Origin of the sequence: Rhizobium etli CFN 42 (assembly GCF_000092045.1) — a bacterium.
Taxonomy (GTDB): Bacteria; Pseudomonadota; Alphaproteobacteria; order Rhizobiales; family Rhizobiaceae; genus Rhizobium; species Rhizobium etli.
Map to the genome: position 1 here is coordinate 3221341 of NC_007761.1, position 14675 is coordinate 3236015.

The 14675-nt window shown below is 60.4% G+C and carries 12 protein-coding genes and 2 pseudogenes; 9 read left to right on the top strand and 5 right to left on the bottom strand.

Features of this window, described 5'->3' with window-relative positions:
* Window positions 1–130: 130 nt before the first annotated feature.
* Window positions 131–1810 (bottom strand): formate--tetrahydrofolate ligase, encoded by a 1680-nt coding sequence (locus RHE_RS15740; RefSeq protein WP_011426314.1) that lies wholly within the window; start codon window positions 1808–1810, stop codon window positions 131–133.
* Between the two features lie 147 nt (window positions 1811–1957).
* Between RHE_RS15740 and RHE_RS31780 the strand changes: the two are divergent.
* Window positions 1958–2331: pseudogene (locus RHE_RS31780) on the top strand (YqhA family protein); the annotation flags it as partial.
* A gap of 67 nt (window positions 2332–2398) precedes the next feature.
* On the opposite strand, the gene RHE_RS15750 reads toward RHE_RS31780, so the two are convergent.
* Window positions 2399–4054 (bottom strand): COG3904 family protein, encoded by a 1656-nt coding sequence (locus RHE_RS15750; protein WP_406867028.1) that lies wholly within the window; start codon window positions 4052–4054, stop codon window positions 2399–2401.
* 330 nt (window positions 4055–4384) lie between these two features.
* Here RHE_RS15750 and RHE_RS15755 point away from each other — a divergent pair, with 330 nt between their 5' ends.
* Both RHE_RS15755 and RHE_RS15760 read left to right on the top strand, forming a co-directional pair.
* Window positions 4385–5110 (top strand): helix-turn-helix transcriptional regulator, encoded by a 726-nt coding sequence (locus RHE_RS15755; RefSeq protein ID WP_011426316.1) that lies wholly within the window; start codon window positions 4385–4387, stop codon window positions 5108–5110.
* A gap of 51 nt (window positions 5111–5161) precedes the next feature.
* Window positions 5162–5616, top strand: a pseudogene (locus RHE_RS15760) (PAS domain-containing protein).
* Window positions 5617–5636: 20 nt separating this feature from the next.
* On the opposite strand, the gene RHE_RS15765 reads toward RHE_RS15760, so the two are convergent.
* The 3 genes from RHE_RS15765 to RHE_RS15775 all read right to left on the bottom strand — a co-directional run bounded on the left by RHE_RS15765 (window position 5637) and on the right by RHE_RS15775 (window position 8654).
* Complete coding sequence (locus tag RHE_RS15765) at window positions 5637–6767, bottom strand: DUF2333 family protein (protein WP_011426318.1); 1131 nt, start codon at window positions 6765–6767, stop codon at window positions 5637–5639.
* Between the two features lie 138 nt (window positions 6768–6905).
* Complete coding sequence (locus RHE_RS15770) at window positions 6906–7979, bottom strand: hypothetical protein (RefSeq protein WP_011426319.1); 1074 nt, start codon at window positions 7977–7979, stop codon at window positions 6906–6908.
* A 72-nt stretch (window positions 7980–8051) separates the two neighbouring features.
* Window positions 8052–8654, bottom strand: coding sequence for a thymidine kinase (locus tag RHE_RS15775; protein ID WP_011426320.1), 603 nt, complete (start codon window positions 8652–8654; stop codon window positions 8052–8054).
* A 236-nt stretch (window positions 8655–8890) separates the two neighbouring features.
* Between RHE_RS15775 and RHE_RS15780 the strand changes: the two genes are divergently transcribed.
* From RHE_RS15780 to RHE_RS15805, 6 genes are all read left to right on the top strand, one after another.
* A complete protein-coding gene (locus RHE_RS15780) occupies window positions 8891–9847 on the top strand; it encodes a choline ABC transporter substrate-binding protein (protein WP_011426321.1) in 957 nt (318 codons plus the stop codon).
* A 74-nt stretch (window positions 9848–9921) separates the two neighbouring features.
* The gene (gene choW, locus RHE_RS15785) at window positions 9922–10767 is read left to right on the top strand and encodes a choline ABC transporter permease subunit (protein WP_011426322.1); all 846 of its coding nucleotides are present in this window, start codon (window positions 9922–9924) and stop codon (window positions 10765–10767) included.
* Entirely contained in the window at window positions 10764–11816 is a 1053-nt protein-coding gene (gene choV, locus RHE_RS15790; RefSeq protein ID WP_011426323.1) for a choline ABC transporter ATP-binding protein, read from the top strand. Before choW ends, choV begins: the two co-directional genes overlap by 4 nt.
* Before the next feature lie 31 nt (window positions 11817–11847).
* On the top strand, window positions 11848–12597 hold the full coding sequence (locus RHE_RS15795) for a HugZ family pyridoxamine 5'-phosphate oxidase (RefSeq protein WP_011426324.1): 750 nt from the start codon (window positions 11848–11850) through the stop codon (window positions 12595–12597).
* A gap of 108 nt (window positions 12598–12705) precedes the next feature.
* Window positions 12706–13023: an ArsR/SmtB family transcription factor gene (locus RHE_RS15800; protein ID WP_011426325.1), complete on the top strand. Its 318-nt coding sequence runs from the start codon at window positions 12706–12708 to the stop codon at window positions 13021–13023.
* Window positions 13024–13294: 271 nt separating this feature from the next.
* Entirely contained in the window at window positions 13295–14620 is a 1326-nt protein-coding gene (locus tag RHE_RS15805; protein ID WP_011426326.1) for an aspartate aminotransferase family protein, read from the top strand.
* The last annotated feature ends 55 nt before the right edge of the window (window positions 14621–14675 follow it).

A 14675-nucleotide genomic window follows, 5' to 3' on the forward strand; every position in this document is an offset into this window, starting at 1 on the left:
GAACACGGCCGAGACGATGCCAGCGTGGTCATAGCCGGCACATATTTAGAGACCGGTTTCGCCGCCCCCTCATCCGCCCTACGGGCACCTTCTCCCCGAGGGGAGAAGGGGGAAACCCTCACACGCTGGATCAGAACAACCCTTCGATATAGCCCTGGTCGTTCAGAAAAATCCGCTCCGCCGACGGTGATTTCGGCAGGCCGGGCATGGTCATGATCTCGCCGGTGATGGCGACGACAAAGCCGGCGCCGGCCGAAAGCCGCACCTCCCGCACCGAGACGATATGCCCTTCCGGCGCGCCACGCAGGTTTGGATCGGTGGAGAAGGAATATTGCGTCTTCGCCATGCAGACCGGTAACTTGCCGTAGCCCTGCTCCTCCCAGCTCTGCAGCTGATCGCGCACCGCCTTGTCTGCCGTCACCTCGCCGGCATGGTAGATCTTCGAGGCAATGATCTCGATCTTCTCGAACAGCGAAATATCGTCGCCATAGAGCGGCTGGAATTTTGCCTGGCCCGATTCGGCGAGTTCCACCACCTTGTGCGCCAGTTCCTCGATGCCGGCCGAACCTTTCGCCCAGTGCTGGCAGAGGATCGCCTCGGCGCCGAGCCGGGAGACAAATTCCTTCACCGCCGCAATCTCCGCGTCGGTATCGGAGACGAAATGGTTGATCGCGACGACCACCGGAACGCCGAAACGGCGCACATTGGCGACGTGCCGGCCGAGATTGGCGCAGCCCTTCTTCAGCGCCGCGACATCCTCCGTGCCGAGATCCTCCTTCTTCACCCCGCCATTCATTTTCAGCGCACGGACGGTCGCGACGATGACCGCCGCGTCCGGTCTCAGCCCGGCCTTGCGGCATTTGATGTCGAAGAATTTCTCGGCGCCCAGATCCGCCCCGAATCCCGCTTCCGTCACCACATACTCTCCGAGCTTTAGCGCCGTCTTCGTCGCTGTCACCGAATTGCAGCCATGAGCGATATTGGCGAACGGACCGCCATGTACGAAGGCCGGGTTGCTCTCCAGCGTCTGCACGAGGTTCGGCTGCATGGCATCCTTGAGCAGCACCGCCATGGCGCCATCAGCCTTCAGGTCGCGCGCATGCACCGGTGTTTTGTCGAAGCGGTAGCCGATGATGATGTCGCCGAGCCGCCGCTCCAGATCCTTGAGATCGGTGGCGAGGCAGAGGATCGCCATCACCTCGGAGGCGACGGTGATGTCGAAGCCGCCCTGGCGCGGAAAACCGTTGGCAACGCCGCCGAGCGAGGAGATCATGCTCCTCAGCGCCCGGTCGTTCATGTCCATGACCCGCCGCCAGGTGATGCGGCGGATGTCGATATTCTCTTCGTTGCCCCAGTAGATGTGATTGTCGATTATCGCCGCCAGCAGATTGTGCGCCGAGGTGATCGCGTGGAAATCGCCGGTGAAATGCAGGTTGATGTCTTCCATCGGCACGACCTGCGCATAACCGCCGCCGGCCGCTCCGCCCTTGACGCCGAAGCACGGGCCGAGAGACGCCTCTCGGATGCAGACGATCGCTTTCTTGCCGATCCGGTTCAATCCGTCGCCGAGCCCAACAGTCGTCGTCGTCTTGCCCTCGCCCGCCGGCGTCGGATTGATCGCAGTGACGAGGATCAGCTTGCCGTCCTTTTTGCCCGCCTGCGCCGCGATGAACTCGGCGCTGACCTTTGCCTTGTCGTGTCCGTAGGGGACGAGCTGCTCGGCCGCGATGCCGAGCTTCGCCCCGATCTCGAAGATCGGCCTCTTGGTCGCGGCGCGCGCGATTTCAATATCGGATTTGATGGATGGCATGGATGTTCCCCGTCCCGGCTTTTCGCAGGCGCGAAAGCGCTTGTGCGACTGGGATATCGAAATATTGGCAAGCTGTGAATAGCGCTCGCCTTGCGGCCACCGCGCTGGGATCATTGTGGCGCTCAACGGTCGCGGCTTCGCCGTCGACTTTTCGTGCTCGACGAGGCGGAAATGATCCTTGCCATGCTCGGCCTGATCGATGCCGCCCTCGTCGCCAGCCTGATCGGCATGGAGATGATTTTCAGGCTACGAGAATTTCGTCAGCCGTTTCGACGAGGCCAGCGATGCGGACAACCAGGTTTCCTTCCTTGGTAAGCTCGAGATCAAGGTCGTCTCCTCGATCGTCGCCATCTCCTCCATCCACTTGCTGCAGGTCTTTCTGAATGCCGACAGATACGACGACGGCAAGATCATGTGGCTGCATCTGATGCACTCGCTTTGTCGCCTCCGCCGTCATGCTCGGCTTCCTGGAGAAGCTCATGAGCGTGACGTCGAAGAACGATTTGAAGGACAAGGGATAGAGGGACGACGAACCGGTTGTCACGTCGGTGCGCGTGCAAGCCGGCTGTCAAGGCGTGCCTTTCCGCGTCAATTCGAGACCCCAGCAGCAGGAACGATCTCTGCCTCAGCTTTTCTGGGGCATCGAAGACTTTCTTTGGCATCGGGTCCACACAGGCGATCGCCGGGCTCATCGCCATAAGGGATGATGCCATTGACGATGCCAAGCTCGAGCGCCTGTGCACGAGGAATTTCTTTTCGCTCAACCGAGGTCGCGATCATCATCGCCTCGAAGGACTCGGCATTGACACCCATCTCATCGAAATAGGCGAAGAATTTCGTGGATTCAGCCGTCGTGGGTCTCACGAGGCCGATATCGGAATATCCGACAAGTCGCGGCGTTCCGCTCATCAAGACGAGAGCACAGGTCGAAAGGCAGTATGCACCGCCGGCAGAGACCTCCCCCTCGGTCGGCCCGCTTTTGGCGATGCTCGCCTTGCAACGTGGATTTAGCGTCGGGCAGTTCGGCAACCGCGTTCTGCCGACCGAGGTCTCCAGACCTGCTGCACGGATTATACGCCCCATCGCGAAAGCCGCATCCATGTCCCCGCCATTGGACTGAAGCACGACCGGCAGCTTTCTTTCGCCGAGCGTCTTCAAGATCGCCTCCAGCCGAGCCGGGGTATCCGGCGTGATGGCTCCTTCCGCAGAAATCCACTGCGTGCACTCCTCCTGACAATTGCCATGATGCATCAGGAGAAAGTCCATCGGCTGGGTTGTCGGCAGTTTCTCGCTTGTGTCTGCGACTGCAACCTGCCCGGGCGCACCAGCCGCTTCGACCGCCGAATGGCCGTGGCAGGCTGCATCAGTGGCTGCACCCGGCCCGCAAAGCGGCATGCCCGGCCACTCATTGTAGGCCAGCATTTCGGTGTTCAGCCCCATGCGAAGTGCATCTGCAGGCGGTATGATCGTGATGCGATCAGGAGCCGTACTCATCATCAAAGCGATCAGATCGCCGCTAACGTCCATCTCCTTCAAATAGGTCGTCAGGGCAGCAGTGGCCTTCTTTCCGAGCTTGGTAGAGCTGCTCTGTCCCACCGCCTTGCGTCCAACCTCCTTGCGGGAAATTTCCGTCTTCTTGCCGTTCACGATCTTATATTCGATGCGATAGGAGATACGCATCCTGTTGTAGACGGTCGTGATCTGGTGGACGCCGATGAAGGCCCATTGCGAGGAGACGCGCGAGACGCCGCCGGCGAAGGCCAGGGGACATGCGGAAAAGCAGTATGCACCATCCGAATAGGTGACGCCGACCGAGCTGCCATCCTTGGCGATAGCCGCGGCGCAACGCGCATCATCCTCCGGGCAATCCTTCAGTCGCGTGCCCCCTACAGCTGTTTCCAGGCCTGCCTTGCGGATCATCCGGCCCATCGCATATGCAGCATCCACCTCACCACCTTCCGACTGGAAGACGACGGGCAGTTTCCGGTCCCCGATTTTCTTCAGAACTTTTCTAAGCTGGGCGGGAGTATCGGAGGTTATGCGGCCCTCTGCCGATATCCATTCAGGACAGTCTTCCATGCAGAGGAGGCTGCGTACGATGATGAAACGCATCGGCGGCTGCCCTGCCGCCTTCTGCCCTGCTGCCTGCGAGGTCGCTGCATCGATTGGCAAGCTCAATAAAAGAAAAGCAAGTAATGCGAGAGAAAACAAATGATTCAAAGGCAGGCAAAATGCAAAGCGCACGATTAAATCGCCCCAGTTATACATGATAATACGCTTATCAATTGCATCGTGCCACAGCAAGCCAGATTTCGGCGCCTCTCGCCGCCTGAGCCTTTCCGGCGCGATTCTCTTCCTGCCCGGAGCAGGGGATCCACAGCTATCCCGCCGCAGCAGAAGTCAAAGATACCACAACGCTACTTGCACAAGCCCCCACTCAACCGAGGCGCGCGCAGCCGTGACTATTTCTGCGCGTTTCGTACTAATCGGCTTGAGATAAGGCAATTGGGACTAGCATCCCGCAGTGTTTGTGTATTTGATAGCGTTAACATTGAGGCTGCCGGAGGCGTACAAATGTCTTATATGACCACCTCTGAAAGACAGTCGTTGCTTGCGGCGGAACTTGCTGTTGCCGGAACGCGCGGCCTGTTTGCACAAGGGCTCGGCAGAGTCTCCGCGGCCTTCGGGCTCTCCTATGCGACGCTGATGCACGCTCCCTCGCCGGAAGATCTCCTCCTGAAACCGCTACTGATCGAAAGCTCGCTTCCCGCGGCCTATGTCAGAGACTTCGATCGCGCCAACATGATGCGCGGTTGCCCTTTCGGCGTACGACTGAGGGAGTCGGCCGTGCCGCTGGCCTGGCACCTCGACGATACCGTCAATGGACAGGCCTTTCCGGCCGAACTGCGCGCCTTGATGCTGCGCCATGCGATACCTGCGGGTGTTGCCATGCCGACGATAGCAGTCGATGGCCGGCGCCTGGTCTTCTGGTTCTGCGGCGAGCGTGCGGCGCTTGGCCAGAGCGAGGTCAACGAGTTGGCGATCGTCATTCTGCATACCCTCGACGCATACAATGCGGTCAGGCGTAATGAGGAAAACGCGCACAGTGCGCTGTCGGCGCGTGAACTTGAAGTCGTGCGCTGGACGGCACAGGGCAAGACTTCGATCGAGATCGGCCAGATCTTGACGCTGTCCGACCATACGGTGAATGCCTACATGACCAATGCGATAAAAAAACTCGATTGCGTCAATCGCACCCAGTTAGTAGCAAAAGCAATTCGATTGAAGCTGATCAGCTGAAAAATCAGAAGAGGGTCAGCACAGCAGGTCATCCCGTGAATTGAGGGAATCGTGCCTCTTCGCTTCGAACAGCCTGTCGTCGACACGATAGTGCAGTCCCGCGCCATATCGGCATCACCGATGCGGAAATCGTCCAGATGATTGCTGCCTATCGCCTTTTCGGCTTCTGGCGCAGACATCGAAACCGGACATCTCTTTGCAAGCAAGGATGTGCACGCTATCTTCGATCTTCCCTAGGACGGGCCGGTCAATCTCGCCGAACTGATGTCTCGCATTCACGCCGAAGACCGCAGCCTGATCGCCCAGACCTTCGAGGAGGCAAGCCTTCAGGGCTCGGCTTCCATTTCGTCTATCGCGTCGACAACCGGCTCGGCGGTTACGAGTTGATGCGCAGCATCGGCCGCTTCCGTGACGATGCGAGCAGCGGCGGCATCGTCGGCGTCACCTATGAATTGGTCGAGAAGCTGCGCCTCGTTGGCTTCGAGGATCATACGGCGCGCCGCTGACAACCGCTGACGCGCAACGCTTAACGATCGAGCACCGAGCGGATCTCGACGAGGTTCGAGCGCACCCTCAAAATATAGAAGCCCATGGTGGCGAGGTGGCTCGGCATGATCCAGCCGTCCTCGCGGCCGTTTGAGATGATCGCCGGCTGGATGCGCAGTGCCGCCTGGAACTGCCGCGTGGTGCCGCTCCAGATCGCGCCAAGATTTCGTTCTTGCACAACCTGCGAGAAATCCGCCTGCGCAGCCGTGAGGATGGCGTAATAGGCATAAAGCTGGCCGTAGGCGAACCAGAACCGGTCGTCGGCACGCGTGTCGAACCAGCCGCGATTGTGGTGTTCCGAGCGCTCGGCGAGCATATCGGAGGTGCTGCCGAGATCGTTGGCGATGCGGTCGATGAACTGCATCAGATTGTCGGCGCGGCCATCGAAAATAACGTTGCAGGCCGACAGATCAGTATTGAACTTGCGTAGGCTGCCGATCGCCGAGCGGTAGTAGGAAGGTGTAGGCGTTTTAGGCCCGAAGGGATTGAGCCCGAAATACCAGCTATATTCGTCGAACTGTAGATTGCCGCGCGCGCTCTGCAGATCATTGTTGATGCCAGACGTGCCGCGCACGCGCCCGAGTGTATCGACAAGCTCCGCCGAAGTCCGCCGGACTGCCTGGTTGATGCCGCGCTGGAACGAGGCCTTGTTGTCGAGGAAGGGCGTGTGATCCCAGTCGATCCCGAAGAAGCCCATTTTGTAGAGCAGCATGGAAGAAATCCATGCGTTCTGGTTGACGTTGAAATCGGTAAGGTCAGCCGTGACGTCGACAATCGCTGAGCGCTGGCAGGTCTTGGTGGCCGCGCCGCTCGCGCCCGCGGCGGACGGCAGTTCCTGCCCGGCGGCAATCTTGCGTTCCGAAAGCCGGTATTGGTCGACGAAGGCGGTGTTGAAGTTCGACCAGACCTGCGTCTGCCAGAAGAAATAGGCATAAAGCACGGCAAAGAGCGCCACCAATGCGATGATCGGCAGCCGGATCAGCCAGCTCCGGCGTTGGTACCAGCCATGCGCGGCAAGAAAGGGCCAGAAGGCCCAGGCGGAAAACAGCCGGGCCCAGCGGCCGATCGTCCGGCCGATCAGCCTGAAAAAACCGGCAATCCGGTCAAGCATCGTCGTCTCCTGTCAGGCGAGGCGAACACCGGGACATCGCCGCCCCGCTGCATCCACATATGCGCTCGCCAGGCCGAGCACAACACGAGGCCCTCGTTTTTTACGAATGAAAGCAGCTCGAACCGCGCGCGTCACGGATCAGGAGCGCGGAAATAGCGATCTGAAGCGGAAGGATCTGCGCGCCGTATCGATGAGCGGCGCTCCCGACGTTTCCGGTGCCGGCTCGGCATAGGCCGGAAACTTTTCGGCGACGTCGAGGTCGGCCCGGCTCTTGCGCCGCTCCAGATCCTGGGCGACCAGCATGCCCTTCTCGAACAGCCTGATCGGGGCTGCGATATCGGGGAAGAGTTCCGGCTTGATCCTGACCTTCATGCCCGGCCGGTCGGTATCGACCTGCGCCTGATAGATGATCAGCCGCTCCTCGACATCGATCATCAACTTGCGCAGCAAGACGTTGCAGGCAGCGATCCGGCCATTCAGCGCATCGACGAGACCCTGGTACAGGCCGATGAAGCGCTCGCGCCGCTGGCTATCGTCCCGCATCTCGTGCTCCTCCGCGGAAATGCGTTCGGCCTCTGCCTTCAACGCCCGTCGCTCTGCCTCCATCTGCTCCCAGTGCGCTCTGTTGCCATAGACACCGATTCGGCCCTGCGTCGTCAGTGCTTTGGCGTTGAGCTCCTTCATCTTCAGGCGGGCGATATCGATGGAATCGACCAGCCGGCGGCGTTGCTCGACAATGCCCACGAGACCGTGTTCGGCTATCTTATGGCGTTCGATGATCGAGGTGCGCTGGCTTACGATCAGCCCGGCGAGCGCATCCGATTTCGCCAGAAGGTCGAGCAGCCGCTCGATGACCGGCGCCTCGCGCACGCGTTCCGTATACATGCGCCACATTCTCTGGCGCGACGTCCAGCCGACCATTTTCTCGCGCAGCGTCAATCCGCGGAAACTGTCGAGATCGGCCGAAACCGCCGCCGTCATTCGATCCAATGTAAAGACCAGTTCGGCAAGCAACGCATCAAGCGCCGCGCCATTGGCGATATGGGTCTGGAAGCGCACATTCTGTTCGAGAAAAACCTCATCGGCCGACCGTGTTTCGTCGCTGTCAAAGTCGCGAATGCAGGCTTCGCAACTGGCTCCCTCGGCCGCAATTTTTTCGGCGAGGCTGCCTGCGGCTTCGTACAGGCTGTCGAATGGCGGAGGTTTGCGCACCTAATCTCCCCGGAGAATCTCCTACCCAAGCTAGACGCTCCAGACGCCGAAGAAAACCGGCCTTTCATCGCCTCACACAGGCTCGGCGATCCAGGCCCCGTTCATTTCGTCGTCCCAGTGCCTGCGGCAGAGAGAGACATATTTCTCATTGCCGCCGACATCGATCTGCGCCCCTTCATGCAGCACCTTTCCCTGCGCGTCCAGCCGCACCACCATCGTCGCCTTACGCCCGCAGTGGCAGATCGTCCGCACCTCGCGCATTTCGTCGGCGATCGCCAAAAGCTCCTGTGAGGCCGGAAACAGCTTGCCCTGAAAATCCGTCCTCAGCCCGTAGACCATGACGGGGATACCGAGCCGGTCGACGATGCGGGCAAGCTGCCACACATGGAGAGGCGTCATGAAATGCGCCTCGTCGACGAAGACGCAGGAGATCGGCGCCCCTTCGCCGCTCAGCGTCATGACCAACCGGAACAGATCCTCGTCCGGTTCGAAGGGAATGGCGCTCGCCTCCAGCCCGATCCGCGAGCCGATGACGCCGCGGCCGGCGCGCTCGTCGAAGGCGGCGATCAGCTGCACCGTACGCATGCCCCGCTCCTGATAATTATAGGAGGCCTGCAGCAGCATCGTCGACTTGCCGGCGTTCATCGTCGAGTAGTTGAAATAGAGCTTTGCCATCCGATTTCTCCTTGATCGGCTTATTGAAAGCTCGGATTGGCAAAGAAAAGCCCCGCAACGGCGATAATCACAGGAATTGACGCCCAAAACCGGCCGAAAGCCGCGAAAACCCGCGACTGCGAAAAATCTGCAGACGTCGCAATCGCACCCGTCGATACGACGCAAACACACTGAGGTCGCTTGTCAAACTGGGTTATTGGTGATTGGCTTGGGGACCTAAAGACTGGGAGTCTAAAATGAAAACAACAAGCACATTCAAACTCGTCACTGCAACTGCCGTCGCCGCCCTCTCCGTTGCGACCGCCGCCTTCGCCGCCGATCCCGACAGCTGCTCCACCGTCCACTTCTCCGACGTCGGCTGGACTGACATCACCGCCACGACGGCGACCGCCTCCGTCGTCCTGAAAAGCATCGGCTATCAGACCGACGTCAAGGTCCTTTCGGTGCCGGTCACCTACACCTCGCTGAAGAACAAGGACATCGACATCTTCCTCGGCAACTGGATGCCGACACAGGAAAAGGACGTCCGCCCCTATATCGATGACAAGTCGGTCGAATCCTTCGGCCCCAATCTGGTCGGCGCCAAGTACACGCTCGCCACCAACGCCAAAGGTGCAGAGCTCGGCATCAAGGACTTCAAGGATATCGCCGCCCACAAGGACGATCTCGACGGCAAGATATACGGCATCGAGCCCGGCAATGACGGCAACCGCCTTGTCATGGATCTGATCGAAAAGAACACCTTCGGCATGAAGGATATGGAAGTCGTCGAATCCTCCGAACAGGGCATGCTCGCCCAGGTCGCTCGCGCCGAGAAAGCAGGCAAGCCCGTCGTCTTCCTCGGCTGGGAACCCCATCCGATGAACACCAACTTCAAGCTGACCTACCTCACAGGCGGCGACGACGTCTTCGGTCCCGACTTCGGCGGCGCCAAGGTCTACACGAATGTCCGCGCCGGCTACCTCGGCGAATGCCCGAATGTCGGCGCGATGCTGAAGAACCTGACGTTCTCCCTCGACATGGAGAACCAGATCATGGGCAAGATCCTCGACGACGGCAAGGAGCCGGAAGCCGCGGCTACCGAATGGCTGAAGGCCAACCCGTCGGCACTCGAGCCCTGGCTCGCCGGCGTCAAGACCCGCGACGGCAAGGGCGACGCGCTGGCGGCCGCCAAGACCAGTCTCGGCCTTTGATCACATGAACGGGGCGGCTCGCCGCCCTGCTTCATTTTTGTCCGATTGTTAGTTTTTTCTGGATAGGCGCGCTCTTGAATTGGATCACCGACTCTAAGATTCCCATCGGCCCATTGGCCAAATCCTTCGTGGACTGGCTGACCTCGAATGGCGAATGGTTCTTCAACCAGCTTGCCTTTCTGTTGTCGCACGTCATCGACGGCCTGCTCCTCGTGCTGCAAAAGCCGCATCCGCTGATCGTCATCGCGGTCATTTCCGCACTCGCCTTCTGGCTGCGGCGGTCGATCGCAATCACGCTATTTACCTGCCTTGGGCTGCTGCTCATCATGAATCAAGGATACTGGAAGGAGACGACGGAGACGCTCGCGCTCGTGCTCGCCTCCACCTTCGTCAGCATGGTGATCGGTATTCCACTCGGTATCGCGGCCGCCCGCCGCGCCTGGGTCTATGCCGCCATGCGCCCGGTACTTGATCTGATGCAGACCATTCCGACATTCGTCTACCTGATCCCGGCGCTGATCCTGTTCGGCCTCGGAATGGTTCCGGGCCTCATCGCGACCGTCATCTTCGCGATCCCCGCCCCCATCCGGCTGACGCGCCTCGGCATCATCTCGACGCCGCCCTCGCTCGTCGAAGCCGCCGTCGCCTTCGGCGCGCGGCCGATGCAGGTGCTGCGCAAGGTCGAGCTTCCCTTCGCCGCGCCGCAGATCATGGCGGGCCTCACCCAGACCATCATGCTGTCGCTGTCGATGGTGGTCATCGCCGCACTCGTCGGCGCCGATGGTCTCGGCGTGCCGGTCGTGCGTGCGCTGAACACCGTCAATGTCGCAAAAGGCTTCGAAGCCGGTCTCTGTATCGTCATCCTGGCGATCATTCTCGACCGCATGTTCCGCACGGCGGGTGAAGGAGACGGCGCATGACCGCGGTAAGCTTCAAGGATGTCAGCATTATCTTCGGCGATCGGCCGGAAGCCGCCCTTGCCATGGCCGACCAGGGCAAAACGCGTGACGAGATCGGCGCCGCGACCGGCCTAGTGCTGGGCGTCGCCAATGCCTCGCTGACGATCGAGGAAGGCGAGATCCTCGTGCTGATGGGCCTTTCCGGTTCGGGCAAGTCGACCTTGCTGCGCGCCGTCAATGGGCTCGCTCCCGTGGTGCGCGGCGACGTCGCGGTCTCCACGACCACCGGCCTCGTCAATCCTTACAAATGCAATGCCAAGGCGCTGCGCGAACTGCGCACCCACACCGTCTCCATGGTGTTCCAGCAGTTCGCCCTCCTGCCCTGGCGCACCGTCGCCGAAAATGTCGGCTTCGGCCTCGAACTCGCCGGCATGCCGGAGGCGGAACGCAAGACTCGCGTCGGCGAGCAGCTCGAACTCGTCAACCTGACGAAATGGGCGAACCGCAAGGTCAACGAACTGTCAGGCGGCATGCAGCAGCGTGTCGGCCTTGCCCGTGCCTTTGCCACCGGCGCCCCGATCCTGCTCATGGACGAGCCGTTCTCTGCGCTCGACCCGCTGATCCGCACCCGTCTGCAGGACGAACTCCTGGAGTTCCAGCGGCGACTGAAGAAGACCATTCTCTTCGTCAGCCACGATCTCGACGAGGCCTTCCGCATCGGCAACCGCATCGCCATCATGGAGGGCGGCCGGATCATCCAGTGCGGAACGCCCCACGACATCGTCAAGAACCCCGCGGACCAGTATGTCGCCGATTTCGTGCAGAACCTCAATCCGATCAACATGCTGACCGCCGCCGACGTCATGCAGCCCGGCCTCGGCCAGACGGCCGCCGGCATGAGCGTCAGCGCCACAGCCCGCGCCGCGACCCCGCTCGTCGATGTCCTCGACGTACTCGCCCGCCAGCCGGGCAGCATCGGCATCGTGGAAAACGGCACGGTCATCGGCACCATCACCGCTCAGGATATCGTCGCCGGCCTCACGCGCCATCGCCGCAAGGAGGAAGCTTGATGTTTTCGATCCGCTTTGCCACAAAGCGGATATGAAAGATCAGCCCTCGCCCTTACGCGAAACCGACGACGAGGCCCGCAGGCTCGCCCGCGTGCTGCTGCGCTCCGCACGGTACGCGGCGATTGCCGTTCTCGACCCGGACACCGGTTTTCCCTTTGCCAGCCGGGTCCTCCTCGCCACCGATGTCGATGGCGCCCCCGTCATCCTCGTTTCGAAGCTTTCGGCTCACACGAAGGCGCTCATACGAGACCCGCGCGCCTCGCTGCTGACCGGCGAGCCGGGCAAGGGCGATCCGCTTGCCCATGGCCGGCTGACGACCCAATGCACGGCGGAGCCGATTGAGCATGGTCATCGGTTCCACGAGCGCATTCGCACGCGTTTCCTCAATCGCCATCCCAAGGCAAATCTCTATATCGATTTCCCCGATTTCCTTTTCTTCCGTCTCAAACCGGAGCAGGCGAGCCTCAACGCCGGCTTCGGCCGCGCCTACCGTCTCGACGGCGGTGATCTCATCATCCAATCGCCGGCAAACGAAGAGATTGCCGCCAAAGCGGCCGAAACAGTGCGAGATTTAGTAGAGCGCCATTCCGACGTGGCGGAAACCCTTGCAGCCCGCTTAAAAGCCCCGAAATCGGCTTCTTGGCGCATCTGCGGCATCGATCCGGCGGGTTTTGAGATCATTTCCGGCGACTTTTTAGTGCGATGCGAATTCGAAACGCTCGCTGTGGATTCCGATCACATTTGTTCAAACATATCTAAAATAGCATACTCGATACCTTAAATTTAGGTATATACAATCTTCGAGCCCAGTTGCTAATTTTGCCGCGGGCTCCGGCAGACAGCCCTTACCAGATAGATGATGTACGTTTCGCATTAGGAAGATAACAATATGGAAACCCCCAATTTGGCTGACCACACGAATGTGGCGGCAGCACTATTGTCAGCCATGGCCAATCCCAAAAGATTGCTGATCCTGTGCAGCCTGGTAAAAGGCGAAGTCGCCGTCGGAGTGCTCGCCACACAAGTCGGCCTTAGCCAGTCGGCGCTTTCACAGCACCTTTCGAAACTGCGCGCGCAGAAGCTGGTCAAGACCCGGCGCGACGCCCAGACCATCTACTATTCGAGTACATCCGAGTCGGTCATGAAGATCCTGGCGACGCTCGAAGACATCTACCTTGTTCCGAGCAGAAACAGATCCGCAGCCTGATGATAGCGCTGACATGACCGTCAGCCGTGCCGGTGCCGCACGGGAATCCTCCCGGAAGCCTCGGCAACGATATTTCAGCACGTGAACCTTAATGGCACGACCGGCAAATCTGGCGATTTGCCGGTTGTGTCTTTTGGCGAATTCTTCTGCGCGGAAGCAGGTCGGGACTTTTCTCGTTGACGCGTTAAGAGGCCCTGATAATTTGACCGGGCAGTAAAAATTCGGGCGACGAGCCCCTCGGGAACGGTCCATCGACGGCCAGGAGAACAGCATGTCCAACCGCCTCAATGCACCGAACGATCTTCGTGCCTTCTGGATGCCATTTACGGCAAATCGCCAGTTCAAAAAGGAGCCGCGGTTATTCGTCGGCGCCAAGGACATGTATTATACCACCCATGACGGCCGTCAGGTGTTGGACGGTACCGCTGGCCTCTGGTGCGTCAACGCCGGCCACTGCCGCCCGAAGATCACCGAGGCGATCCGCGAACAGGCGGGCGAACTCGATTACGCGCCGGCGTTCCAGCTTGGTCATCCCAAGGCGTTCGAACTGGCGAACCGCCTGGTCGATATCGCTCCGGAAGGCATGGACCACGTCCTCTACACCAATTCCGGTTCCGAATCCGTCGAGACCGCCCTGAAGGTGGCGCTTGCCTATCACCGCGTGAAGGGCAACGGTTCGCGTTTCCGCCTGATCGGCCGCGAGCGCGGCTATCACGGCGTCAATTTCGGCGGCATCTCCGTTGGCGGCATCGTCGCCAACCGCAAGATGTTCGGCACGCTTCTGACCGGTGTCGATCACATGCCGCACACCCACCAGCCCGGCAAGAACAACTTCACCCGCGGCGAGCCCGAGCATGGCGGCGACATCGCCACCGAACTCGAGCGCATCGTCACGCTGCATGACGCCTCCACCATCGCCGCCGTCATCGTGGAGCCGGTGGCGGGCTCCACGGGCGTCTTGATTCCGCCGAAAGGCTACCTGCAGAAGCTGCGCGAAATCTGTACCAAACATGGCATCCTTCTGATCTTCGACGAAGTCATCACCGGCTTCGGCCGTCTCGGCGCCCCCTTCGCCGCGCAATATTACGACGTCAAGCCCGACATGATCACCACCGCCAAGGGGCTGACCAACGGCGTCATTCCGATGGGCGCCGTCTTCGTCACCTCCGAGATCCATGACGCCTTCATGAACGGGCCGGAGCACATGATCGAGTTTTTCCACGGCTATACCTATTCCGGGAACCCGATCGCTTCCGCCGCAGCCCTCGCCACGCTCGACACCTACAAGGAAGAAGGTCTGCTCACCCGCGCCGCCGAGCTCTCCGACTATTGGGCCGATGCGCTGCATTCGCTCAGGGACTGCCCCAACGTCATTGATATCAGGAACACCGGACTGATCGGCGCAATCGAACTCGACCCAATCGCCGGCGAGCCGACGAAGCGCGCCTTCACCGCCTTCCTGAAGGCCTATGAGAGCGGGCTTCTGATCCGCACCACCGGCGACATCATCGCACTCTCCCCGCCGCTGATCATCGAGAAGCAGCATATCGACGAACTCTTCGGCAAGCTGAGGACCATCCTTCAGAACAACATCTGAAGACGCTCACGAGGCTCAGTACCAAAGACCCGCGATGGACAATGTTCTCGCGGGT

What these genes read in the sequence shown, in the direction of transcription:
- RHE_RS15765 (WP_011426318.1), bottom strand. Translation starts at nt 6,767, where the DNA reads ATGCTTGACCGGATTGCCGGTTTTTTCAGGCTGATCGGCCGGACGATC.
- RHE_RS15755 (WP_011426316.1), top strand. Translation starts at nt 4,385, where the DNA reads ATGTCTTATATGACCACCTCTGAAAGACAGTCGTTGCTTGCGGCGGAA.
- RHE_RS15800 (WP_011426325.1), top strand. Translation starts at nt 12,706, where the DNA reads ATGGAAACCCCCAATTTGGCTGACCACACGAATGTGGCGGCAGCACTA.
- RHE_RS15740 (WP_011426314.1), bottom strand. Translation starts at nt 1,810, where the DNA reads ATGCCATCCATCAAATCCGATATTGAAATCGCGCGCGCCGCGACCAAG.
- RHE_RS15805 (WP_011426326.1), top strand. Translation starts at nt 13,295, where the DNA reads ATGTCCAACCGCCTCAATGCACCGAACGATCTTCGTGCCTTCTGGATG.
- RHE_RS15795 (WP_011426324.1), top strand. Translation starts at nt 11,848, where the DNA reads ATGAAAGATCAGCCCTCGCCCTTACGCGAAACCGACGACGAGGCCCGC.
- choV (WP_011426323.1), top strand. Translation starts at nt 10,764, where the DNA reads ATGACCGCGGTAAGCTTCAAGGATGTCAGCATTATCTTCGGCGATCGG.
- RHE_RS15780 (WP_011426321.1), top strand. Translation starts at nt 8,891, where the DNA reads ATGAAAACAACAAGCACATTCAAACTCGTCACTGCAACTGCCGTCGCC.
- RHE_RS15775 (WP_011426320.1), bottom strand. Translation starts at nt 8,654, where the DNA reads ATGGCAAAGCTCTATTTCAACTACTCGACGATGAACGCCGGCAAGTCG.